The organism is Arcobacter iocasae, assembly GCF_042214795.1.
Taxonomy (GTDB): Bacteria; Campylobacterota; Campylobacteria; order Campylobacterales; family Arcobacteraceae; genus Arcobacter; species Arcobacter iocasae.
In genome coordinates this window covers 934519-959679 of sequence record NZ_CP090177.1, presented here as the reverse complement: position 1 = coordinate 959679, position 25161 = coordinate 934519, and the positions used below count along the sequence as shown (strand labels likewise).

The 25161-nt window shown below is 29.0% G+C and carries 21 protein-coding genes and 2 pseudogenes; 14 read left to right on the top strand and 9 right to left on the bottom strand.

Annotated features, from left to right (window positions below; genetic code table 11):
• Nucleotides 1–23: 23 nt before the first annotated feature.
• Nucleotides 24–482, bottom strand: coding sequence for a hypothetical protein (locus LXN10_RS04845; RefSeq protein WP_375724765.1), 459 nt, complete (start codon nucleotides 480–482; stop codon nucleotides 24–26).
• Nucleotides 482–1630: an ABC transporter substrate-binding protein gene (locus LXN10_RS04840; RefSeq protein ID WP_375724764.1), complete on the bottom strand. Its 1149-nt coding sequence runs from the start codon at nucleotides 1628–1630 to the stop codon at nucleotides 482–484. The genes LXN10_RS04845 and LXN10_RS04840 overlap by 1 nt, the downstream gene beginning before the upstream one ends.
• Nucleotides 1631–1758: 128 nt before the next feature.
• Between LXN10_RS04840 and LXN10_RS04835 the strand changes: the two genes are divergently transcribed.
• The 9 genes from LXN10_RS04835 to pqqE all read left to right on the top strand — a co-directional run bounded on the left by LXN10_RS04835 (nucleotide 1759) and on the right by pqqE (nucleotide 9462).
• A complete protein-coding gene (locus LXN10_RS04835; protein WP_375724763.1) occupies nucleotides 1759–2715 on the top strand; it encodes a PQQ-dependent catabolism-associated beta-propeller protein in 957 nt (318 codons plus the stop codon).
• 4 nt (nucleotides 2716–2719) lie between these two features.
• Nucleotides 2720–3442, top strand: a complete 723-nt coding sequence (locus LXN10_RS04830) for an ATP-binding cassette domain-containing protein (protein WP_375724762.1) — start codon at nucleotides 2720–2722, stop codon at nucleotides 3440–3442.
• A 3-nt stretch (nucleotides 3443–3445) separates the two neighbouring features.
• On the top strand, nucleotides 3446–4228 hold the full coding sequence (locus tag LXN10_RS04825) for an ABC transporter permease (protein ID WP_375724761.1): 783 nt from the start codon (nucleotides 3446–3448) through the stop codon (nucleotides 4226–4228).
• 77 nt (nucleotides 4229–4305) lie between these two features.
• A complete protein-coding gene (locus LXN10_RS04820) occupies nucleotides 4306–6099 on the top strand; it encodes a methanol/ethanol family PQQ-dependent dehydrogenase (RefSeq protein ID WP_375724760.1) in 1794 nt (597 codons plus the stop codon).
• Between the two features lie 32 nt (nucleotides 6100–6131).
• The gene (gene pqqA, locus LXN10_RS04815; protein WP_129099699.1) at nucleotides 6132–6206 is read left to right on the top strand and encodes a pyrroloquinoline quinone precursor peptide PqqA; all 75 of its coding nucleotides are present in this window, start codon (nucleotides 6132–6134) and stop codon (nucleotides 6204–6206) included.
• A 107-nt stretch (nucleotides 6207–6313) separates the two neighbouring features.
• Nucleotides 6314–7228: a pyrroloquinoline quinone biosynthesis protein PqqB gene (gene pqqB / locus LXN10_RS04810; RefSeq protein ID WP_375724759.1), complete on the top strand. Its 915-nt coding sequence runs from the start codon at nucleotides 6314–6316 to the stop codon at nucleotides 7226–7228.
• A 144-nt stretch (nucleotides 7229–7372) separates the two neighbouring features.
• Nucleotides 7373–8128 (top strand): pyrroloquinoline-quinone synthase PqqC, encoded by a 756-nt coding sequence (pqqC, locus tag LXN10_RS04805; protein ID WP_375724758.1) that lies wholly within the window; start codon nucleotides 7373–7375, stop codon nucleotides 8126–8128.
• On the top strand, nucleotides 8097–8366 hold the full coding sequence (pqqD, locus tag LXN10_RS04800) for a pyrroloquinoline quinone biosynthesis peptide chaperone PqqD (RefSeq protein ID WP_375724757.1): 270 nt from the start codon (nucleotides 8097–8099) through the stop codon (nucleotides 8364–8366). The genes pqqC and pqqD overlap by 32 nt, the downstream gene beginning before the upstream one ends.
• Nucleotides 8356–9462 carry a pyrroloquinoline quinone biosynthesis protein PqqE gene (pqqE, locus tag LXN10_RS04795; RefSeq protein ID WP_375724756.1) on the top strand — a complete coding sequence of 369 codons (1107 nt, stop codon included), beginning with the start codon at nucleotides 8356–8358 and terminating at the stop codon, nucleotides 9460–9462. Before pqqD ends, pqqE begins: the two co-directional genes overlap by 11 nt.
• A gap of 14 nt (nucleotides 9463–9476) precedes the next feature.
• Here the strand turns inward: pqqE and LXN10_RS04790 are convergent, their stop codons facing one another.
• The 3 genes from LXN10_RS04790 to LXN10_RS04780 form a co-directional block, all read right to left on the bottom strand.
• Nucleotides 9477–10928, bottom strand: coding sequence for an acetyl-CoA carboxylase biotin carboxylase subunit (locus LXN10_RS04790; protein WP_375724755.1), 1452 nt, complete (start codon nucleotides 10926–10928; stop codon nucleotides 9477–9479).
• Between the two features lie 131 nt (nucleotides 10929–11059).
• The gene (locus tag LXN10_RS04785) at nucleotides 11060–11719 is read right to left on the bottom strand and encodes a response regulator transcription factor (protein ID WP_375724754.1); all 660 of its coding nucleotides are present in this window, start codon (nucleotides 11717–11719) and stop codon (nucleotides 11060–11062) included.
• A gap of 2 nt (nucleotides 11720–11721) precedes the next feature.
• Entirely contained in the window at nucleotides 11722–13605 is a 1884-nt protein-coding gene (locus LXN10_RS04780; RefSeq protein WP_375724753.1) for an FIST N-terminal domain-containing protein, read from the bottom strand.
• Nucleotides 13606–13828: 223 nt separating this feature from the next.
• Here LXN10_RS04780 and LXN10_RS04775 point away from each other — a divergent pair, with 223 nt between their 5' ends.
• From LXN10_RS04775 to LXN10_RS15685, 4 genes and pseudogenes are all read left to right on the top strand, one after another.
• On the top strand, nucleotides 13829–15325 hold the full coding sequence (locus tag LXN10_RS04775) for an aldehyde dehydrogenase family protein (protein WP_375724752.1): 1497 nt from the start codon (nucleotides 13829–13831) through the stop codon (nucleotides 15323–15325).
• Between the two features lie 188 nt (nucleotides 15326–15513).
• The gene (locus tag LXN10_RS04770; protein WP_375724751.1) at nucleotides 15514–15885 is read left to right on the top strand and encodes a DUF779 domain-containing protein; all 372 of its coding nucleotides are present in this window, start codon (nucleotides 15514–15516) and stop codon (nucleotides 15883–15885) included.
• A 98-nt stretch (nucleotides 15886–15983) separates the two neighbouring features.
• Nucleotides 15984–16469 (top strand): annotated as a pseudogene (locus tag LXN10_RS15690) (MCP four helix bundle domain-containing protein); the annotation flags it as partial.
• Between the two features lie 174 nt (nucleotides 16470–16643).
• Nucleotides 16644–17858, top strand: a pseudogene (locus LXN10_RS15685) (methyl-accepting chemotaxis protein); the annotation flags it as partial.
• A gap of 7 nt (nucleotides 17859–17865) precedes the next feature.
• On the opposite strand, the gene LXN10_RS04760 reads toward LXN10_RS15685, so the two are convergent.
• Nucleotides 17866–18873: an SAM-dependent methyltransferase gene (locus LXN10_RS04760; RefSeq protein WP_375724749.1), complete on the bottom strand. Its 1008-nt coding sequence runs from the start codon at nucleotides 18871–18873 to the stop codon at nucleotides 17866–17868.
• Nucleotides 18874–18968: 95 nt separating this feature from the next.
• Here LXN10_RS04760 and pyk point away from each other — a divergent pair, with 95 nt between their 5' ends.
• Entirely contained in the window at nucleotides 18969–20417 is a 1449-nt protein-coding gene (gene pyk, locus LXN10_RS04755) for a pyruvate kinase (protein WP_375724748.1), read from the top strand.
• Nucleotides 20418–20429: 12 nt separating this feature from the next.
• Here the strand turns inward: pyk and LXN10_RS04750 are convergent, their stop codons facing one another.
• Genes LXN10_RS04750 through LXN10_RS04740 form a run of 3 tightly spaced genes read right to left on the bottom strand, consistent with a single transcriptional unit; the run spans nucleotide 20430 to nucleotide 25161 of the window.
• Nucleotides 20430–21626: a TolC family protein gene (locus LXN10_RS04750; RefSeq protein ID WP_375724747.1), complete on the bottom strand. Its 1197-nt coding sequence runs from the start codon at nucleotides 21624–21626 to the stop codon at nucleotides 20430–20432.
• Complete coding sequence (locus tag LXN10_RS04745; RefSeq protein ID WP_375724746.1) at nucleotides 21604–22785, bottom strand: aspartate aminotransferase family protein; 1182 nt, start codon at nucleotides 22783–22785, stop codon at nucleotides 21604–21606. Before LXN10_RS04745 ends, LXN10_RS04750 begins: the two co-directional genes overlap by 23 nt.
• A gap of 48 nt (nucleotides 22786–22833) precedes the next feature.
• Nucleotides 22834–25161, bottom strand: a complete 2328-nt coding sequence (locus LXN10_RS04740; protein WP_375724745.1) for a fatty acid cis/trans isomerase — start codon at nucleotides 25159–25161, stop codon at nucleotides 22834–22836.

Sequence of the window (25161 nt, the reverse complement as noted above, 5' to 3'; positions counted from 1 at the left end):
AAGAAATAGCGATAATAGCGGATTTAGTCTAAGCTATTTAAAATCAGTTTTTTTAATGTTTCGTTGATTTTATTGGCAATTTTATCATTTTCTTTAAATGTTTTGTAGAATTTATATGAGATATAAGTTGTGTTTTTATTTTTTTGGTAAATTGAAATTGCTAAAGGGCAATAGTTTATATTGTTGAAATTTTCTTTTACCATTTGCAAAGTAAAACTACTTTTGCAAATACCAAGGTTTATTCCCTTTTTTAAAACTCCTTTTTCTCCAAGGAAAGTGGCTACTTCATTTGTAGCTTTTGCAAGATTTAGTTCATAAACGATGGTAAACCCTTGATAATTTATCTCATCTTTTAAATCAACTAAATCTTTTTCAAAATTGGAATTAGTAACTTCTACTAAAAATAAATTTTTATTTTCAATTATTTTATAATCTGCATTTAAAAAGCAGAAAACTAATGAAAATAGAAAAAATACTTTCATTAGTTTTTACACTTCATTTCAAAAGGAGCGATTCCTAAAGTATCCAAATCAGTAACAGGATGTAAAAATCCTACTTGTGGAGAAGTAGATATTAAAGCTCTTGGCTGAACAAGTGAAATAGGAAGTCTTATTTGCCCATTATAATCTCTAAAAGAGACCTTTCTTCCCAAATATGCACCTAATTCAAAATCTTTTGAATGTATATAATTCATATTTGTATTTAAATCTTTTGCTTTAGTATTCATTACTGAGTTTACAATTGTTCTAACTGCTAACCAATTTGAAAAGTCATTTGATTGCATCCATCTTGAAGCAAACTTTTCAAATCTTTTTTGCATTTGAGCTGCACCCCAAGCTTCAATTACCCTGTGCCATAAAACTGGTTTTAAACCTTGAGTTCCTGCTATTGGTCGTGGAAGCCAAGTATTAAAATATAAAAACTCACCAAAGTCTCCATAATAATCAGCCACAACTAATACATCATAATCATCAGCTTGAGTAAATGAAGGAAACTCTGCACCTGCTTTTCTTCTAATATCAGTATTGTTTTCCCAGACTTTTTCTTTTACAATTTTTAGGCCAAATTTTTTAACTGCTCTTTTTATATCTTTTGTTATTTCAACATCTTTTGGATTTTTACCACTTAATAAAAATATATCTTTAAAATTTCTTTTTACTAAAAACTGGGCTAATCCATCATAAAGCATTGCATTACTAGGCGCTGTATGAAGTAAGTTTTGTTGACAATAATCTTGTCTTAAACTTGTGGTTTGGCTACTTGCATTAAACAATAAAGCTTTTTTAGATAGAGGATTATTTAATAACTCTTTTAAAAAATCATCTTCTACATTTAATATAACAAAGCTATTACCTTCATTTATAAACTTTTCAAAACTTGTTATTAACTCTTTTTTATCAAAAGAGATTGTTTTTTCAAGAGTGAAATTTTGATTTAAAAACTTCGCACTTTTATTACTATCTTTTATAGAAAGCTCTGCTCCTTTTATGCCTAAATCATCAGGATCGGCTATTACATTTGATAGAACAGGAGGCTTTTGTATTTTTTGCTCTAGATATAAGATATTGACATTTAAAAGTTCTGCTTTTACAAAACTAAGTAATATGAAAGAAAGTAGTAAAAATTTCATTTTTTCCCTTTAAAACTTTTTATTTAGTATATACAATATTTATAGCCTAAGTTTAGCAAAAAAATTATCGCTAAACTTAGGCTATAAATATCGTATACAATTAGGGAACTTAATTTAAAGGAAGTAAAATGAAAAAAATTGTTTTAGCCTCAACACTTATTAGTAGTTTGTTATTAGCAGATACTATATATGTATCAAATGAAAAGGATAACACTATTAGTGTAATTGATTCAGATACAAATAAAGTAGTTGATACTATTAATGTGGGACAAAGACCAAGGGGAATACTTTTAAATAATGAAAATACTAGATTGTATATTTGTGCTAGTGATGATGATACTGTACAAGTATTAGATTTAAAAAGTAAAAAAATACTTTATAATTTACCCTCAGGTGAAGACCCTGAACAATTTGCTTTAACTCCTGATGGAAAAGAGCTTTATATCTCAAATGAAGATGATGCAATAGTAACAGTTGTTGATACACAAAATAAATCTGTAATTGCTCAAATAGAAGTTGGAGTAGAACCAGAAGGTATGGCTGTGAGTCCTGATGGGACGGTTGCTATAAATACAACTGAAACTTCAAACTTTTTACAATGGATTGATACAAAAACAAAAAAAATCATTAATACAACACTTGTTGATCAAAGACCAAGACACATAGAGTTTTCAAAAACAGGAGATATGGTTTGGGCATCATCTGAAATAGGTGGAACAGTTATGGTTGTAGATGCAAAAACAAAAAAAATGGTTGCTAAAATAGGTTTTAAGATTCCTGGAATTTTTAAAGATTTGATACAACCAGTTGGTATTAAATTAACAGACGATGGGAAGTATGCTTTTGTAGCCTTAGGGCCTGCAAATCATGTTGCCGTTGTTGATACAAAAACATATAAAGTAGTAAAATATCTATTGGTAGGAAAAAGAGTTTGGCATATGGCTTTTGCAAATAATGGAACAAAATTATATACTACAAATGGTGTAAGTGGAGATGTATCAGTTATAGATGTAGATTCTCTAAAAGTTGAAAAAAGTATAAAAGTAGGAAGATACCCTTGGGGTCTTGCTGTAATTCCAAAGTAAGAAGATGAAAAATAATATTTTAAATTTTAAAAATGTGGATTATTCATATGGACAAAAAGTTGCTTTAAATGATGTCTCCTTTTCAATAGAAGAGGGGACATTTTCTGTACTATTAGGACTTAATGGTGCAGGAAAATCTACAATCTTTTCACTAATAACAAGACTTCAAAATCTTCAAAAAGGTGAAATAGATATAAATGGATACCCAATAAAAAATTATTCAAATGCTTTAAAAGATATTGGTATTGTATTTCAAGAACCAACATTGGATTTAGATTTGACTGTAAAACAAAATTTATTTTATTATGGTTCATTAAAAGGTTTGAGTTTTAAACAAACATTAAAATCTATTGATTCTCAAATAACAAAATTAGAATTAGAAGAGATTTTAGATACGCAAGTGCGAAAATTAAATGGTGGACATAGAAGAAGAGTAGAGATTTTAAGAGCTTTGATAAATAAACCAAAACTTTTACTTTTAGATGAACCTACAGTTGGACTTGATGTTAAAAGTAGATTTGATATTTTAAATTATGTAAGAAATTTAGTAAAACAAGAGGGTATATCTGTACTTTGGATTACCCACTTATTTGATGAGGTAGCTTTAGAAGATAATATATCAATCATAAAATCAGGAAAAATCGTTGATAGTGGAATAGTTCAAAAACTAATGCAAAAGTATGAAAAAGATAATCTTATTGATACTTTTAATTTTCTTGTAGGATAAATGATGAAAAAATATTTATATTGTATGCAAGGAATTGTTTATAAAGAATTGATAAGATTTTTAAAACAAAAAAGTCGTTTTTTCTCAGCACTAGTGCGACCATTACTTTGGTTATTTATATTTTCAGTTGGATTTAGAACTGCTCTTGGTTTGGCAATTACTCCACCTTATGAGACATACATTACTTACGAAACTTATATTGTTCCTGGACTTGTGGGAATGGTTTTACTTTTTAATGGTATGCAAAGTTCTTTAACTATGATATTTGACCGAGAAATGGGAAGTATGAAGATACTTCTAACTTCATATATAAATAGAAACTATTTACTATTTTGTAAGATGTTTGCAACTTCTGTAGTATCTACTATTCAAGCAATTACTTTTCTAATAGTGGCTAAACTTTATGGGGTAGATATAGAAAATGTAGCGATTTTAGTAACTATTCCTATAATTATGATTTCATCTATTATTTTAAATGCCTTTGCACTTTTCATCTCTTCTGTTATAAAACAATTGGAAAACTTTGCTACTGTTATGAACTTCGTAATATTTCCTATGTTTTTCCTAAGTAGTGCTTTATATCCCCTTTGGAAAATAAAAGATTCATCACTTTTTCTTTTTAATCTTTCTTCTTTTAATCCATTTACTTATATAGTTGAAGCAATAAGGTTTTCACTTTATATGAAATTTGATTTAGAGGTGTTTTTAATATTAGCAATTTCTTTAGCTATTAGCCTTGCTATGGCATTTCTTGGCTTTAAAAGTAAAAAAGTAAATCATAGCTAAACTCAAGCTATACAACTCATGTATACTTTCAATCAGACAAATTTTCAGTTTGTTATTAACATAATAAGGAGAAAAAAATGATTAAGAAGAAACTACTAACTAGCGCAGTTGCCGTTACACTAGCTGCACTAATTAGCGGATGCGTTACTTCGAACAGCACTATGAATGGTAGCACAAATGAGGTTACAAAACCATCTTATGCACCAGTAACTAATGCTGAAATCTTAAATGATGAGAAGTCTACAGGGGATGTATTAACTTATGGAATGGGGCTTAAAGGTCAAAGATACTCACCCTTAACTCAAATCAATAAAGATACTGTAAAAGACCTAGTTCCTGTATGGAATTTTTCTTTTGGTGGAGAAAAACAAAGAGGTCAAGAATCTCAACCAATCATAAAAGATGGTGTTATGTATGTAACTGCATCTTATTCAAGAGTATTTGCTATAAATTTAGCAACTGGGGATGAATTATGGCAATATGATGCAAGATTACCAGATGCAATTTTACCATGTTGTGATGTTATAAATAGAGGGGTTGCAATTTATGACAATCTAGTAATTTTTGGTACATTAGATGCAAAACTGGTTGCACTTAATAGAGAAACTGGAAAAGTAGTATGGAAAAAAAGAGTAGCTAATTATAAAGATGGATACTCAATTACAGCTGCACCAATTATTGTAAAAGATATGGTAATCACTGGTGTTGCTGGTGGTGAGTTTGGTGTTGTAGGTAAAGTTGAAGCTAGAAATCCAAAAACTGGAGCAGTTATTTGGTCTAGACCTACAGTTGAAGGAAATATGGGATACCTAAATGGTAAAGAAAATGGAATTACAGGTGGAGAAGCTGGTAAAACTTGGCCTGGAGATATGTGGAAAACAGGTGGAGCTGCGACTTGGCTTGGTGGAACATATGATCCAGAGACTGACCTTTTATACTTTGGTACAGGAAATCCAGCTCCATGGAATTCACATTTAAGACCAGGGGATAATTTATACTCTTCTTCAAGATTAGCTATAAATCCAGATACTGGAAAAATAGTTTGGCATTTTCAAACTACTCCACATGATGGTTGGGATTTTGATGGTGTAAATGAATTAGTTTCATTTGATTATACTAATAAAGATGGAAAAGTTGAAAAGCTAGCAGGAACTGCTGATAGAAATGGTTTCTTCTATGTATTAAATAGAGAAAATGGTAAATTTATCACTGCACATCCATTTGTTTCAAATATTACTTGGGCAAAAGGAATTGATAAAAATGGTAGACCAATTTACAATGAAGATAGTAGACCAGGTGATCCAAGTGGTGATACAAAAGGAAAAGCTGTATTTAATGTTCCTTCATTCTTAGGTGGAAAAAACTGGATGCCAATTTCTTATTCAAAAAATACAAAAATGTTCTATGTCCCTTCAAATGAGTGGGGTATGGAAATTTGGAATCAACCAGTTTCATATAAAAAAGGTGCTGCATATTTAGGTGCTGGATTCACAATTAAACCAATTTTTAAAGATCACATAGGTTCATTAAAAGCTATTGATCCAATGACTGGAAAAATTAAATGGGAATTCAAAAATAAAGCACCATTATGGGCAGGAACATTATCAACTGCAGGTGGTTTAGTATTTACAGGTACTCCTGAAGGTAAATTTATGGCATTTGATGATGAAACAGGAAAAGTTTTATATAAATTTAATGCAGGTTCAGGGATAGTATCTTCTCCAGTTACTTGGGAAGAAAATGGTGAACAATATGTTGCTATAATCTCTGGTTGGGGTGGAGCTGTTCCTTTATGGGGTGGTGAAGTTGCAAAAACAATTAAAAACATCAACCAAGGTGGAACAGTATTAGTATTTAAATTACACAAATAAAAAGTAAAAATCTTGAAAAGGAGGACAATATTATGAAATGGGAAACACCAGCGTTCGTTGATAATAGATTTGGTTTTGAAGTGACAATGTATATTTGTCATGAATAAGTCTTTTTAACTATGAATTTAAAAGTTAGGGATAACTCCCTAGCTTTTATTTTTTTTACTTGAGTTTATAATAGATAAATTCAATTAAAAAAAGAGTTAGGATTATTATGAAAATAGAAGTTTTAGGTTCAAGTGCTGGAGGAGGACTTCCTCAGTTTAATTGTAATTGTGATAACTGTAAAGCTTATAGACAGGGCAAAAAAACAGTTAAAAGAAGAACTCAAAGTTCAATTACTATTAGTGAAGATGGAGAAAACTGGGTTTTATTTAATACTTCACCTGATATTTTAGAACAAATACATAATTCACCTTTTTTACAACCACAACAAAGACGAGAAACTAAAATAAAAGCAATCATTTTTATTGATGCTCAAATTGACCATACAACTGGTCTTTTGATGTTAAGAGAAGGTTGTCCCCATGAAGTATATTGTACAAAAGAGGTAAAAGAAGAACTTAATACTTCATTTCCACTTTTTAAGATGCTAACCCATTGGGATGGTGGAGGTATTAAATATAATGAAATCACACCAAATAACAAAAGCTTTGAAATACCAGTAATGCCAAATTATGAGTTTTTTGCACATCCCCTTATTTCAAATGCACCTCCATATTCTAAATATAGAGATAAACCAAGGGCAGGGGATAATATTGGTATTGTAGTTAGAAATAAAACTACTGGCAAAAAACTTTTTTATCTTCCAGGACTTGGAGTTGCCCAAGAGCATATAATAAAAGAGATGTCTGATGCTGATATTTTATTAGTTGATGGAACAGTTTGGACAAATGATGAGATGATAAAAAATGGCTTTTCAACAAAGCTAGGAACTGATATGGGACATCTTCCTTTAAGTGGAGAAAATGGACTTATCAAGATACTTGATACTTTGGAAAAACCAAGAAAAATATTAATTCATATAAATAATACAAATCCCATTCTTGATGAAGAAAATGAAGAGTACAAAGAACTTATTTCCCATGGGATTGAAATATCTTATGATGGCATGAGTATCGATTTATAGAGGTTAAGGCTTTATTCTTAAAGCCCTTTAGGTTTTCTCAAAGAGAGTTTGACAACAGCCTTCTTTTAAGGATTTTTTATAAATCCTGTTAAAAAGAAGAGGTTCCCTTTTTTTGTGGGAACCATAAAAAAAGGAGACAATGATATGACAAAAAAAATGGAACAATTATTATCAAAAGAAGAGTTTGAAGCAAAATTAAGAGCTATGGGTGATATGTATCATATTCATCATCCTTTTCATATAAGAATGTATGAAGGGTCTTGTACAAAAGAGGAGATTCAAGGTTGGGTTGCAAATAGATTTTATTATCAAACAGCGATTCCAATTAAAGATGCTGCGATTATGTCAAATAATCCACCATTAGAAGATAGAAGAAAATGGATAGATAGAATAATTGACCATGATAGTGTTGGTGGAGGGATTGAAGCTTGGTTGGAATTGGGTGAAGCAGTAGGACTAAAGAAAGAGGATTTAATCTCTCACAAGTATGTATTACCAGCTGTAAAATTTGCAGTTGATGCTTATATAAATTTTGCAAAACAAAGACCATGGAAAGAAGCTGCAATGTCATCTTTAACAGAGATGTTTGCTCCAAAAATTCATCAACAAAGACTTGATACTTGGCCAAAAAATTATCCTTGGATTGAGCAAAATGGATTAAGATATTTTCAAAAAAGATTAAGCGAAGCAAGACGTGATGTTCAGCATGGATTGGCTTTAACATTAGAAGAGTTTAATACTATAGAATTACAAAAAAAGGCATGTGAAATTTTACAGTTTAAATTAGATATTCTTTGGACTATGTGTGATGCTTTATATTTAGCATATGAACTTAAGCGACCACCATATTTTAATATAAAGGGATGTAATGCAACTAGAAAAATCAATTGCAGTGAATAATCACTTTCAATTACAGTATGAAGAGGCACAAAAGTGTTTTGTACTACTTTATCCTGAGGGAATGGTACAGTTAAATGGAAGTGCTGGGGAGATAATGAATTTATGTGATGGCGAAAAAAGCTGTTTAGATATTGCAAAAATTTTAGAAGAAAAGTTTCAAATGGCTGATTTAAAAAAAGATGTAGAAGCTTTTTTAACAGAAGCTTTAGAGCGTAAGTGGGTGATGTATGCAAACTGATATTAAGCCACCACTTTGGATGCTTTTAGAGTTAACCCATAAGTGCCCTTTGGAGTGTTCATATTGTTATAATCAACTTGATTTTGCAAATACTAAAGATAGTATGAGCAAAGAAGATTGGTTTAGAGTTATGGAAGAAGCAAGAGCCATGGGTGCTGTTCAATTAGGCTTTTCAGGTGGTGAACCACTTTTAAACAAAGATATTTTAGAGATTGTTAAAAAAGCTGCAGATTTGAAGTTTTATACTAATCTTATAACTTCAGGGGTTGGGGCTGATTTGTCTATTGTTCCAAAGTTAAAAGAAGCAGGATTAAAAACAGTTCAACTTGGAATTCAATCACATGATGCCAATACAACAGCACTAATCACAAATAATAAAAATGCCCAAAGAGATAAATTAGCCTTTGCAAAAGCTTGTAAAGATAATGGCTTGCAACTTATTGTTAACTCCTGTATTACAAGACAAAATATTCATCAAGTGGGTGATATAATTGAGTTTGCAAACTCTATTGGAGCAAACTATTTAGAAATAGCAAATATTCAATATTATGGTTGGGCTTTAGAAAATATAGATGCTCTTTTACCAACAGAAGAACAACTTAAAAAAGCAAAAGAAGAGGTTGATTTTTATAGGGAAAAAAGAGATGATATGAAGGTGTTTTTTGTAGTGCCTGATTATTTTGCTACAAGACCAAAAGCCTGTATGAATGGTTGGGGAACTACTTTTTTAACTATCAATCCTGATGGAGTAGCACTTCCTTGTAATACAGCTAATACTTTACCATTAGAATTTCCCAATGTAAAAGAGTTCTCAGTAAAAGAGATATGGAATGATTCTGAAGCATTTAACTTTTTTAGGGGTGATAAATGGATGAAAGAGCCTTGTCGAACTTGTCCTGAAAAAGAGACTGATTTTGGAGGTTGTAGATGCCAAGCTTATGCTTTAACAAAAGATATGAATGAAGCTGACCCAGTTTGCGATAAATCTTCTTATCATAAAGTAGTTTTGGATAAAGTACAAACTGCTCTAAAATCAAATAGTGAACCAGTTTATAGAAATAAACAAAACTCTTTGTCTTTTATAAATGAAGCTTAACTAAGCGTAAGAGATTATCTTACACTTAGTTTGTTTTTCTTAATTTGCTCTATTAACTTAGTTATATTTTTCATTTTTTTCTCTTCTTCTTCAATATGATCAATTGCATCCATATTAAATTTTTCTAATTTTTTATCTAAATAACTAGTATCAAGTTTCCCTTCAATAAAGTCTAAATCTCGTACAATTTCTCTGTGTAAAGGAATATTTGTAGGAAGTCCTTCTATATAAAATTCATCTAAAGCTCGTCTTGCTTTTTTAACTGCACCATCCCAATCAAGTGCCCACACTATAAGTTTTCCTACCATTGAGTCATAGTTTGGTGGAATTTTATAACCTGTATAAACACTTGTATCTATTCTTACTCCTGGTCCTCCTGGAGTTAAGTACTTAGTTATAGTTCCAGATGCTGGCATAAATTTTTTCTTTGGATCTTCAGCATTGATTCTAAATTCTATTGCATATCCTCTGAAATTTATCTCTTCTTGTAAAAATTGGAGTTTATCACCTTCTGCTATTTCTATCATTCTTTGGATAATATCAACACCAGTAATTAGCTCAGTTACTGGATGTTCCACTTGAACTCTGGTATTCATCTCAATAAAATAAATATTATCATCTGCATCGACTAAAAATTCGATTGTTCCAACACTTTCATAACCCAATTTGAACATAGCTTTGGTAGAAACTCTATATAACTCTCTTCTTACATTTTCATTTAATCTAGGACTTGGAGCTATTTCTATTACTTTTTGATGTCTTCTTTGAATAGAACAGTCCCTTTCACCTAAGTGAAGGACATTCCCATACTTATCAGCTATAACTTGAACTTCAATATGTCTTGGATTTTCCACATATTTTTCTATAAAGGCATCACCTTTTCCAAAGAATTTCTTAGCTTCTGCAGTTGCTGCTTCAAACATAGCTTTAAAGTCTTTTTCTTCTTTAACTATTCTCATTCCTCTTCCACCACCACCAAACGCAGCTTTGATGATAATTGGAAAACCAATTTCCCTTGAAATTCTTTCACCTTCTTTTACATCTACAATAGGAGTACTTGTTCCTTCTAATACTGGAACTCCAATAGCTTTCATAGCAACTTTTGAAGCCATCTTATCTCCAAAAAGTGCTATATGTTCAGCTTTTGGACCTATAAAAATAATACCTGCTTTATCACAAGCTTCTGCAAACTCTGCACTTTCAGATAAAAACCCATATCCAGGATGAATGGCATCACATTGAGCTTTTAAAGCAAGAGATATGATTTTATCAATATTTAAATAAGCATCTAGGGCATCTCCTAAAAAAGGATAACACTCATCAGCTTTTTTTACCCAAATACCTTCAATATCTACTTCTGAAAATATTGCGACACTTTTAATATCTAACTCTTTACAAGCTCTTATTATTCTAAGAGCTATTTCACCTCTATTTGCTACTAGGACTTTAGAAATTTTTCTTGACATAATTCTTCCCTATTTAAGTTTTTCTTATTCTAGGGTTTTAAAAAAAATAGTTCTTCTTTTTTTTTGCTTAAATAGTTGTTTATTAGTGCTTATTTAATAGTTTGATAGTGTTATTTTTATTTAAGAGGTACTTAGTTTGGTCTTTCGACCATATAACCAATACCTCTAATATTTAAAATAAAATCTTCTTTTAGTACTTTTTTTACCCGATTAACTTCTGCTCTTATTGTGGCATTATCTATATAATCATCATTCCAAACATATACTCTAAACATATCATAATTACAAACTAAAGATCTATTTGCAGCTAATAAATCTATTATTTGGATTTGTCTTTTAGGTAGTATTTGTGGTTCATTGTTAAATAATAAAATCATATTTTTAGAATCATAACTATATGATTTTGATAATCTTTTATGTTGTTGATGGACTTGATTTGTTTTTAAAAATTTGTTTATTCTTAGTGTCAATTCTTTTAAATGAAATGGTTTTTTTAAATAATCATGGCAACCTATATCAAAAGCCCTTGTAATATCTTCAATATCAATAAGTGCAGAAATAAAGATTGTAGGTACCATTCTTTTTTGTTTATGTAAATTTTCAAGGATAGTTAAGCCATCCACATCTGGGACATTTATATCAAAAATCAATAAATCAAATTGTTCTTTATCCAAAGTCTCTATACATTGGTTTCCATCCATAACAGAATGAACTACATGTCCAGTAGATTCTAAGTAAGTTTTGATTGCTTTATTTAACATAATGTCATCTTCAAGTAATAATATTTTCATGATTAACCTTTAAAAATATATGTAAAACTAGTAGTATCAATATCTGAGTTTACTTTTATGATAACTCCCTCTTCATCGCAAATCCTTTTTACTAAATTTAAACCTAATCCAAATCCATTTTTGGATTTTTCTTCTCTATAATATTCTTGGAATATTTTTTCTGGATCCTGTATTTTTTTTGAGTTACTTGATACTGTAAATTTTAAGTAGTTATTAACTTCTTCAACTCTTACATTTATATCTTTTCCTTTGTTTGTGTATTTTATAGCATTTGATAAAGTATTGTCAACTATTCTTTGTAATTTTGTCTCACTAAAGTTAATCATCACCTTATCCCTATTACTCTCTAAATTAAATTTTGAAGATACTTGGGTTGCTACATTTTTGAAAAAGTATACTCTACTTCTAACAAAATCAACTAAATCTAGTGAGTAAACTTTGTACTCAACTTGGTCTTTTTTTACTAAATAACTCAAATCATCATAAATAGAAAATATACTTTTCATGGCAACTTCTATATTTGAAAGATATTCACTTTTTTGATGTTTCATCTCATGAAGTTCTATATTACTCATAATCACTGATAGTGGAGTATTTGTTTCATGAACGGCATGTCTTAAAAACATTTTCTGATTTTTAAGTATATTTTCTGAATATGCGATATGTTCTTCTAATCTTTTTGATTGTTCATCATGATCTTTTGCACTTTGTTGAATTAGATTTGTTAATGCTTGAATAGTCTTTGCATAAGAGCTTTCATTTTTATTTACTATTTTTTCTATTTTAGGGATATCTTTTTTTACTGTATGAATATTTTCAGTTAATCCTACTAGAGTAATTGTTTGATTCATAAGCTCATTTCTGTCATTTTCATGAAAAAACTCTGCATAAGTAAAGAAACCAGAAGTAGGAGCAATAGCAGCAAATGGTTCAATTTCAAGCTTGATTAGGCTTTGCATATATCTTCTTCTTGCCATACATGAGTATATGAAAAATGTTTCAGCTGGATATTCATGTATACTTTTTAAATACTGTATTGGGTTTTTTATAATAAGTTCTGCATTTGCAAATCCAAGTCTTACTTTATCACCTTTGTATAAGTTTCCTCCACAACCAAAACTTCCATCAGGGTATCTTGTAAGAACTGCTCTTGCTACAGACATACCATTTCTTTGAACTATTAATGGAAATTCTGTGTAAGAATCACTATTACCTAGATACTTCTCATAAAAATCCATAGCATCCATTCCTGAAATTCCATAAATTCTATTGCCTTTAACTTTGTCAATAGTATGTTCAATTCCAATTGGAGACCAGTCATATTTATGATCATTTGTCACAAGTAAAATATCAGAGTTTAATGATATGGCAACGGCACCATTAGCCAATATCTTTCTACCACAAGATACATAGGTTTGTTTAAATACACCATTATCTCCAGCCATTCCACCAGCTACCATTATGGATTTGTTAAAAGCAGTTATTCCTTTTAAATAGTCTTCTCCATTTGTAGTTGTTCCATCTGTAAAGGTAATTATTAGCTTTGTATTGTCCGTTACTATATCTTTTGCTATTTCATATCCACTATTAAAAGAGTTACTCCCTTCTTTTATTGATGACTTAATAGTAGTATTTTCAAAAACTGATATGGAAACAACAGTTTTAAAAGTTGATACTTTTTTGTCTTTTATCTCTCCATCGGTTGTTGTACCTATTATAGTAGCATGTGGTATGTTATCTGCCAAAAGATTAATAATATATTCTAAAGTATTTTCTTCTTTTCCACAAAATACTTGTATTAGGATGTTTTTTTTGTCTTTAAAAAATGAATAATCTATCTCTTTTTTAAATGAATGATTCTGATATATATAATTGTATGTATTCATAAAAATATTGTAACATAAAAAAATACTCTTTTTATAAAAATAATATAAAATTTAAAAAGCTATCAAGCCCATATAATAGGACTTGTCTTAATTGTATTATGTTGCTATATTCATGCTATATAGATGGCTATATTCAGGCTATAATAGTGGAGTAGAATTTCATTACAGAAAAAATTTGATAATCAAACTTTTTCAGATTTTAACACATATAAAAGGAAAAAAAATGGCATACGCAAAACCAACATACAAAGCTCAATATGAAAACTTTATAGGTGGAGAATGGGTAGCACCAAAAAGTGGTGAATATTTTGATAATGTTTCTCCAGTTGATGGTGAAGTTTTAACAAGAATCCCAAGATCAAATGAAGAAGATGTTGAATTAGCAATTAAAGCTGCAAACAAAGCATTTGAAGCTTATAAACATACATCAGTAGTTGAAAGAAGTAATCTTTTAAATAAAATTGCTGATGCTATTGAAGCAAATTCAGAGGCTTTAGCTATTGCTGAAACTTTAGATAATGGTAAAGCTGTAAGAGAAACTTTAGCAGCTGATGTTCCTTTAGTAATTGATCATTTTAGATATTTTGCTTCAGTTATTAGAGCAGAATCTGGTACAGTTGCAGATTTAGATGCAGATACTATTTCTCAAGAAGTTCATGAGCCATATGGTGTTGTTGCTCAAATTATTCCTTGGAACTTCCCACTATTAATGGCTGCTTGGAAACTAGCTCCTGCTTTAGCTGCTGGGAATTGTATTGTAATGAAGCCAGCAAGTGCAACTCCAATGTCAATTTTAATTTTAATGGAAACAATTCAATCAATATTACCAGCAGGTGCAATTAATATTATTAATGGTGCAGGTGGAAAAATCGGTAAATACTTATCTACTCATCCAGATATCAAAAAAGTTGGATTTACAGGTGAAACTACAACTGGTCAATTAATTATGCAATATGCAACTGAAAATATTATTCCTTCTACATTAGAACTTGGTGGAAAATCACCAAATATCTTTTTAGAATCAATTATGGATGCAGACGATGAATTCTTTGATAAAGCTATTGAAGGACTTGTATTATTTGCATTTAACTCAGGTGAAGTTTGTACTTGTCCATCAAGAGCATTAATTCAAGAGTCAATTTATGAGCCATTTATGGCAAGAGTATTAGAAAGAGTAAAAGCTATTAAATTAGGTGATCCTTTAGATCCAACTTGTATGATGGGTGCTCAATGTTCAACTACTCAAAAAGAAAAAATTATGGAATACATCAAAATTGGTAAAGAAGAAGGTGCTGAATTATTAATTGGTGGTGATGAGTATAAAAGTGAGAAATATCCAAATGGAAACTATATTCAACCAACACTATTTAAAGGTCACAATAAAATGAGAATCTTCCAAGAAGAGATTTTTGGACCAGTTCTAGCAGTTACTACTTTTAAAGATGAAGATGAAGCATTAGCTATTGCAAATGATACTATTTATGGATTGGGTTCTGGTGTATGGTCAAGAGATGCTCATCAATTACATAAATTCTCAAGAGGAATTGAAGCTGGTAGAGTTTGGGTAAATTGTTATCACTTATATCCATCTCATGCATCATTTGGTGGATATAAAAAATCAGGTATTGGAAGAGAAACTCATATGATGATGTTAAACTCTTATAGACATACTAAAAATATTCTAACTTCATATAACAAAAATAAATTAGGATTTTTCTAGGCCTTTACTTTAAAGTAAATAATTCTAAAATGCATAGAAGAGTTCTTCTATGCATTTTTTTTTGCTGATAAAAAGAATAACTCGTTTATGCTCTTTAGGGTTTGTTTCTTTAACAATTTTTTTAAATTGTGATAAAAGAAAGCTAATATGAATAGGTCCCTTAAAGTGGGATATTTTAAGGATAAAAAATGGTAATAAAAAGACTATTAGTTACTCCAGCAGCTGCAGAGGTAATTGAACAATTAAAAAAAGAAAATGGTGAATTGGTATTTAACCAAAGTGGTGGATGTTGTGATGGAACAGCTCCTATGTGTTATGCAAAAAGTGACTTTCATGTTCCCTCACGAAATGTAAAGATGGGAGAAATTTGTGGATGTGAGTTTTTTATAGATAAAGACCAATTTGAGTATTTTAGACATTCAGAAATAACTATTGATGTAAAAGAAGAAAAAGCTGCCTTCGGAAACTCTTTTTCACTGGAAATAGATTTAGGTTACCAATTTATCACAAAATCTAGAATCTTTACAGATGAAGAGTATAAAGAAATAGAAAAGTTATAACTTTTCTATTTTATATTTATAAAAAGACTTCAAAAAACTTGACTACTTCTTGACTATCTTTTGAAATAATTAAATAATAATTCAAAAGAGGAAGAAGTATGAAAAATATAAGCACAAAAAATAAACTATTTATTTTAGCATTTGTTTCAATTGTAGGATTAATAATAATTGGTGTATCAAGTATTATTCAATTGAAAAAAGTTAATAATGGACTCCAAACAGTGTATTATGATAGAGTTGTTCCCTTAAAACAGTTAAAAATAATTGCAGATGAATATGCAGTTAATATTGTTGATACAACTCATAAAACAAGAAATGGAAATATTACATTTGAAGAGTGTATTTCTAATATTAACGGTGCAGAAAATAAAATAAAAAACGAATGGAATGATTATTTATTAACATCATTGACAAATGAAGAACAAAAGTTAGTAAATGAAGCTAAAAAATTAATGTTAGTTGCAGATGATCTTTCAAAAAATATAAAAATGGCCTGTGAAAAAAAAGATTTAGAACTTATTGGTAAATTTACTACTGATGAACTGTATCCTAAAATTGACCCAATAGGAGAAAAAGTTTCAGAATTGATATCTTTACAACTAAATGTTGCAAAAAGTGAGACAGAAAAAGCTGAAAATATATATTCTAATAGTATATACTTTGTGATAACTGTTATTATATTTTCGTTAATAATTATCGTATTACTATCATATGTAATAATATCTGATATAACAAAAAAATTAGAAATATTCAAAAATGGACTTATTTCATTTTTTTCATTCTTAAATAGAGAAAATAATAAAGCAGATTTAATAGAAATAAATACAACTGATGAATTTGGGCAAATGGCAAAAGTAGTAAATCAAAATATTGAAAGAACAAAAGTAGGAATAGAAGAAGATAGAAAATTAATAGATGAAGCTATTTTTGTTTTAGGAGAATTTGAAAATGGTGATTTAAGTAAAAGATTAGTAGTTAAAGTTTCAAATCAATCATTATTACAATTAAAAGATGTGTTAAATAAAATGGCTGATAATTTAGAAAATAATATTGAAAAAGTTTTAAATATATTAGATGAATATTCAAACTACAATTATCTAAATAAAATATCAACTACAAATATAAAAGAGCATTTATTAAAATTAGCGAATGGTGTAAATATGTTAGGTGATTCTACTACTCAAATGCTAGTAGAAAATAAATCAAATGGATTAACCCTTGATTATAGTTCAGATAGGTTACTTAAAAATGTTGATAAGTTAAATGACAGTTCAAATGAAGCTGCCGCATCACTTGAAGAAACAGCAGCTGCTGTTGAAGAAATTACAAGTAATATTAGATCAAATACGGATAATATTGCAAAAATGGCTAATTTCTCAAATGAAGTGACAACTTCAGCAAACGAAGGAGAAAGATTAGCTAATGAAACATCAATATCCATGGATGAAATTAATGAACAAGTTCAATCTATTGTTGAGTCTATTGGTATAATAGATCAAATAGCATTTCAAACAAATATTTTAAGCTTAAATGCTGCAGTGGAAGCAGCAACTGCAGGTGAAGCTGGAAAAGGGTTTGCAGTGGTTGCACAAGAAGTAAGAAATCTTGCTACTAGAAGTGCAGAAGCTGCAAAACAAATAAAAGTCTTAGTGGAAAATGCTACATCAAAAGCAAATGCAGGTAAAAAAATAGCAGGAACTATGATAACAGGATATAAAAAATTAAATGCTAATATTTCTCAAAGTATTAAATTAATCTCTGATATAGAGAGTGCTTCAAAAGAGCAACTATTTGGAATAGAACAAATTAATGATTCTATCAATCAACTTGATCAACAAACGCAAAAAAATGCGATGGTATCATCTGAAGCTCATGAAATAGCAGTTTCAACAGATAAAATTGCTAAACTTATTGTAAGTAGTGCTGATCAAAAAGAATTTACTGGTAAAAATGATATAAAAATTGACAAGTGACAAAATGCTACTTTTTAATAAGTAGCATTTTAAATCTATCTCCCATGCCTGTTGGTTCAAGTAGGGTTTTTACTTTTTGTACTTCTTTTAAATAGTTTTCTTCGCTTACATTTTTTTGCAAGATTTCAAGTAAATCTAAAATCCCAAACTCTACTAGGGCTTTTAGCTGAGTTTGATATTCAACTTCACATTTACAAATATCAGTAAAACTATCAATTACATGGGAAAAGTTTACATCATAAGTGATATCTGAATTTTTATATAGCTTAGTTAAATCAAGTTTTTCTTCAAAGATTGGAAAAACTTGGTGTTGTGAATAGACCCTACAAGAAAAGTCATTTCTTGGATATTTTTCCCCATAATCAAAGCTTAGAAAGTAGAAGTTTTTAATATTTTCACAAATATTTTTTGCAAATTCTTCATATCCTAAAGCTAATTCACCTTTTGAGATTTTGTATTTTTTACATTTGTTAATAATTTTTTCATCTAAACAATCTTCGAATTTTATTTTATCATTTTTTACAAAGGCCGTTTGCAATTTTTCATTTTGGGTATAGATTAATTCACAAGTAAAAGCATCATAAATCTCATTTGCTACAATAAAAGCATGGTCAAGTTTTACTTCACTTATGTCATTATAAAAATCAAATTTAATACTATCACCAAAAGAGTTCTTCAGATACTCTTTTTGCTCATCTCTTAAGTTCTCAAACCTCTCAACAATTGCGAAGTTTAGGGTTTCAAGAAGTTTTGGATTTAAAGTATAAATAAACTGGATAATATCAGCTAATAAATAGCCATGATGGGCACCAATTTCTACAATAGTAGTGTTAGATGGAAGTTTATTATTTAAGATTGTATCAACTATCTTTTGGGCAATACTTCCACCAAAAAATATTGAAGTTGAAACTGCTGTAAAGAAGTCTCCATCTTTTCCAATAGCATTATATTTTGTATAATATCCATCTTCACCATAAAGCCAATTGTTAAAATAATCACTAAATTTTGTATTCATAGGAGTAATAATATCCAAAAACTGTTTATAAAATGTTACTAGTGTGTAACTGCGATTATGGTATAATCATCAAATAAATATGAAAGGATTAATTTATGGATAAAAGAACAAAAATATTAGCAACACTTGGACCAGCAAGTGATACAATAGAAATAATTGAAGGGTTAATAAAAGCTGGGGCAAATATGTTCAGACTTAATTTCTCACATGGAAGCCACGAATACCACTTAAATACTTTAAATAATATCAGAAAAGCAATGGAAAACCTTAACACTACAGTTGCTGTTTTACAAGATATTTCAGGACCAAAGGTAAGATTGGGGGATTTAAAAGAACCTTTTGAATTAAGAAAAGGTGATACCATAAGATTTGTAAAAGATGATATTGAGGGGTATCAAGAGAGTGAAAATGAATATGTAGCATCATTAAACTATCCAGAATTACTTGATAAAGTAAAAATAAATGAATATATTTACTTGTATGATGGAACTATTAGAGCAAAAGTAATTGAAACAGGTGTTCAAGTAAAAGCAGAAATAGAAAATCATGGAAAATTAGGCTCAAGAAAAGGAGTAAACTTTCCTAATACAATAATTGATATTGATGTTATTACTAAAAAAGATGAAAAAGATATTGCCTGGGGTATTAAAAATAAAGTTGATTACTTCGCAATTTCATTTGTACAAAACAAAAAAGACATGGAACATGCAAGAAAACTTTTAAAAGGTTACTCTGGAAAATTAATTGCTAAAATTGAAAAATTTGATGCAGTTGAGAATATTGATGAAATTATAGAAGTTAGTGATGGTATTATGGTAGCAAGGGGAGATTTAGGAATAGAAGTTCCTTACTATGAAGTTCCAACTATTCAAAAAAGACTTATTAAAAAAGCAAATGCAGCTTGTAAACCAGTAATAACAGCAACTCAAATGCTTCTTTCAATGACAGAAAATGAAAGAGCAACAAGAGCAGAAATCTCAGATGTTGCAAATGCAGTTTTAGATGGAACTGATGTTGTAATGCTTTCTGAAGAGAGTGCTGTTGGAACTGATCCTATTAATGTTGTACAAACAATGAGTAATATTATTGCAAAAACAGAAGAGATTTATAACTTCGATAAACAATCTAAATTAGACTATTTAGATGAATTTGATGTTATTCAAGGAACAGTAAGTAAACTTGCAGATGATTTAGGTGCAAAAGGTATCTTAGCACTTACAAGTTCAGGTAAATCTGCTATGAAAATATCAAGATATAGACCAAAAACAAAAATCTTAGCATTTTCACATAAAAGAAAAACTTTGAATTCTTTATGCGCTGTTTGGGGAGTTTATCCTATTAGTGTATTAAAAGAAGGACAAGCTTCTAAGATGATTCAAAAGATGCTAAAAAATCTAGAATCAAGAAACTTACTTGATAAAACAGGACCATATATAGCAACTATTGGATACCCAGCAGGGATTCCAGGAAGTACAAATACTATTAAAATCTTAACAGAAGGTGAGATTGAATATTATTTAAATCTACCAAATAAGAAGAAGTAATCTTCTTGTTTGTTAGCTTATTTTAGAATAAATATCTAATAGTTCGATTTGTTTATCGATATTGTAAATTTTGAGGTCTAATTCTCTTATTTTCTTAGAATTTAGTAAGGTGTCTACATCACTTTGGGTTTTTAGTTCTGCTTCTTTTTCTTCTACAACTACATCAAGTAGGGAGTTATATAATACATAATCATTTTTTGCAATAGCTATTTTTGAATCTATCATTTTGATTTTTGATAGTTTACTTTTGAAATAATTTTCTTGTTCTAAAATTTGATTATCAAAATCCAATTTTGCTTTTAGATAATCTATTCTTGTACTTTGAATATCATTGAAGGTTCTTGTATCAAGGGGCATAGTGATTTTTATTCCATAGTTTTGAACATCATCATCTGTATTTATTGTAGGGTTATTACTTGAGTGATATTTTGTATAATCAAAGGTTGCACTTACTGTTGGAAGATATTTTGATATGGTCATCCAAGAAAAGTCTTTTTTACTACTTATATCTGCTTTTGCTCTTTTCAAAGTTAGATTATCTTTTAAGAAGTTTTCTTTATCTAAAATACTAAATTTTGGCAAAGTAAAACTTTCATAATCACCACTTGCATATGTAGCAAATTCATTTATTAACTCTTCTTTTTGATAAACTAAATCAGCCAAAGCATTTCTACTTGTATTTGTATCAAGTATGGCATTATCTAGTAAAGAAGTATCAGCAAAACCATTGAATACTTGTTCTTTTTTTCTTTGGATATCTATTTCTCCATTTTTTACTAAAAGCTCTTGTTTTTTTATTTGTAATTGTAGTTTATGAATATTAAATAAAATAGTTGTAGTATCTTTTATCATAGCCTTTTTTTGCAAATCTAAATCTAAATGTGAATAGAGTCTTTGAGCATTTGCATATTTTATGGCTTTGTAAATACCACCAGTTTTAAATATGGGTTGGTCTACGGAGATAAGAGACTTTTCAGTATCATATTTATCTCCATAAACTTTTGAATAGGTATAATTTACTGGATTTATCCAATCTTTTTTAAGTTTTGAACTATTCTCTTCTATTTGCTCTTTTGATAAATCAAATATTTCTAATCTTTTCTTTAAAAGAATAGATTCATCTAACTTATCACTTTGTGCTGCAAATGAAGAACTAGCAACTAATACAATAGTTGCTAAAGATAGTTTAAATCTTAGAAATTGCATCATCTAGCCTTTTGAATCCTTCATCAATTTCTTCTTTTGTGATAGTTAATACTGGCAAGAATCTTAAAGTATTTCTTCCTGATTTTAAGACTAATACTCCTTGTTCAAAACTATTTTTAATAATTGCTGCTAAAGTAGCTTCATCTTTTGCTCTAAGTCCTCTCATAAGACCTAAACCAACTTTTGAAATGAATATATTTGGATATTTTTCAAATAAAGCAGCTAATTTTGATTCGAAGTAAATAATAGCTTCATCAAGTCCACCTTTATCTTTGTATTCATCTAAGATTTTTAAAACTTCTAAAGATGCTCTTGTAACTAAATAATTACCACCAAAAGTTGAACCATGATCACCAGGTGAGAAGATATTTTTATGTTTTGTTAAAACTGCTCCAATAGGAACTCCACCACCTAAGCCTTTTGCGATTGTAATAATATCAGGCTCTATTTCATAAAGGTTACTTGCTAAAAATTCACCACTTCTATATATTCCTGTTTGAACTTCATCAACGATAAATAAAACTTCTTTTTCTTTTAAAAATGCAGCTAATTTTTGAATCTCTTCTTTTTCGAAAGGTTGAACACCACCTTCACCTTGAACAAGTTCAATCATCACAGCAACAGTTTCTTCATCTATTGAGTTATAGATGTCATTGATTTGTTTGTTATATGAAAAACCTTCAGGATATGGAGAAAAATTTGGTGAGTGAAATTTATCTTGACCTGTTGCTTTAACAGTAGTAATAGTTCTTCCATGGAAAGAGTGCTCTAAAGTTATCACTTTATATTTTTTATTTGCAAATTTTGTTTGCCCATATTTTCTTGCAATCTTTATTGCACCTTCATTTGCTTCAGCACCACTATTCGCAAAAAATGTTGCAACATCATAACCACTAAGTTTAGCAATTTTTTCAGCTAATAGGGCTTGTGGTTCTATGGCATATAGGTTTGAAATATGAGTTATATTACTAACTTGATCATAAATTGCATCTGCAACTTGTTTATTACCATGTCCAACACTAACAACACCAATTCCTGAAGTAAAATCTATATAGTTATTACCTTTGTCATCAAAAAGTGTTGCATTTTTTCCACTTTTAAAGTTAACATAATTTCTTGCATAAGTATTTAATACATAATCTTTATCTAATTGTTCTAACATTTGTAAACTTCCTAAAAAAAATATGCTTATTATATCGAAAATATATTTTTAATTAGTTTCGGGAAGGATAGATTTTCTAAAATATCTATTTAAATCAAAAATTCCTGAGTCTATAGGTTTCTCTTTGTCAAATTCATTTTGAAACCAATCATATACTTCCCAAAAGTTTTTATTTTCTCTACTTATAAAATATTTTGCTAGTTTTTTATTATCATTTTTTTTATAATGTATCAAAATATTAAAAAACTCACTTAAATCATCTTGTTTTACAACAATAAATAAGTTTGGATATGAACCTATAAATCCTTTTACTATATTTATTTTATCTTTACGAGGATCTAATCTTTCACTTTCATTAAATAAAAAGGCAACATTGTCATGCCATTTATTTATTACTATTGAATAAACATAATTCTCTTTATTATTCATCTGTATTCTTAAATATGAAAGATTGAAATTATCACTTGAATAGTCCCTAAAAAGAGTTATATTCTTTTTTAAAGTTAGGTCTTTAAGGCCTTTTTCTATTTGAGCTTTTGTATTGTATTGTTTTAATATAGGAGATTGTTTATAATCTTTTTCTATAAAGTTTATTTCATCTTTTGGTGTATTTGTATAATCTAAGATATCTAAAATCAACTCTTTTTTATACTCTTTAGAGTTATATTTTATTAAGGTGTTATTTTGAGATGGGATGTAAGTAATTAACCATTTTGCAGTATATCCTAAGTACCATTTGTCAAATTGAGTTTTTCTAATATCTTTTGGAAGATATTCTAAGAAGTTACTTTCACCTTCTATTCTTAGTCTGTCCATATACTTTCTTACAAGTAGTTTATGGGGGGTATTCCCAAATACATCAAATCCAACAACAAGAGAATAATAAAGTCTTTCTAATAAAGGATAATCAATAACCCACATAGTTTTAGGAATATCACCCAAGGCTCCCTTTTGAACTGAGGCAGAGTTAAAATGTCTATATATAGTCAATATTGCATCATTATCTTTTCTTCCGTTATGATTGCCTTTCCAGATACTATTTATATCTATTCCATTTTTATAATATTTTTTGTAAAGTTCATTTTTATTTTTATAATAAGCTATGGTATCTTGGTCATAATTATAAAAATCAAAAGTATCCAAAATAGGAGCATTTGGTCCATATTCATTTGGTACACTTAGCTTTTTTAAATTATCATGTATAAAGTTACTATCATGAAGAGTTACATCATATTTTGGGTCTTTAAAGGCAACCCAGAAATGGTCATTTATTACATTTAGTGCAATTTGACCTTTACAAACAGGACCTCTTATAAATGTCATAATAAAGTAGTGGATATTATCAAGTAAAAAATTGTATCTAGATGTTGCAGGTATTTGTTCATAAGCTGTTAATGGATTTGCTGCTATTTTTGAATCATAACTTACTAAAGTAGGTTTTGCTTCCCAATTTGTATTTATAAAAAGGTCTTTATATCTTTTTAATTTACTTTCATCAAAATTATATACCATATGTGTTTTATGAACAATAGTTGATTTTATTTTTTCAAACCTATAATAAAATGGCTCTTCAACTTTATCATAAGGAAGTCTTGTTGCTATTACTTTTACACTTGTATTTGGTTTTGTATAAGACCTTACTAGTTCGTAAAAATCATTACTATCAGGAAATTTAATATGAGCTAAGAAAAGATGTTCATAAATATATCTAGCTGTTACTTTATGTTTTACATCTTGATTATTCAAAAAGTCTTCGAAGATTTTTATCTCTTTTGGTTCTTTTGTTTGTATGATTTTAGGCTTTTTTATTCCTTTATTTAACCAAGTCATAAGAAGATTGTGTTCTTCTTTTTTTAAAGCTGGAAAACCATAGGGCATACCATGATAAGGCTTGTCATTTAAATATTTTTCAAGTTCATCTTTATCTTTTATACAAGTTAGTTCATCATCTTCTGGGGCATAACTTCCTTTTATTTTTGGAAAATTTTGTTTTTGATTTAATAAATAAGACATTATAGAAGCATTTAGATTTGGTATCTTTTCATTTACTGGATAAAAGCCTTTTTCTCTCCATTGTTCTGTAGTACTTGCATCTACAAAGAGTCTTGTCATTTCACCAGCTTTTAGTCTATTTTTATAAATAGGCTCTTTTGTTGCTCCTCTTAAAAGTCCTTCTAGTGAGCTCATTTTTAATTGACAAGGTGAATTATAACAAGAGTGACAAACTACACATCTTTTGTCTAGTATGGGTTTTATATCATTTTCGTAAGAGATTTCTTTTTTAACTTCATCAAAGGAAACTTTTTGATTAAACTGTGCATTTGCATTAGAAAGTAAAAATATGATTGTAAATATTATATAAAGTGAAAATTTCAT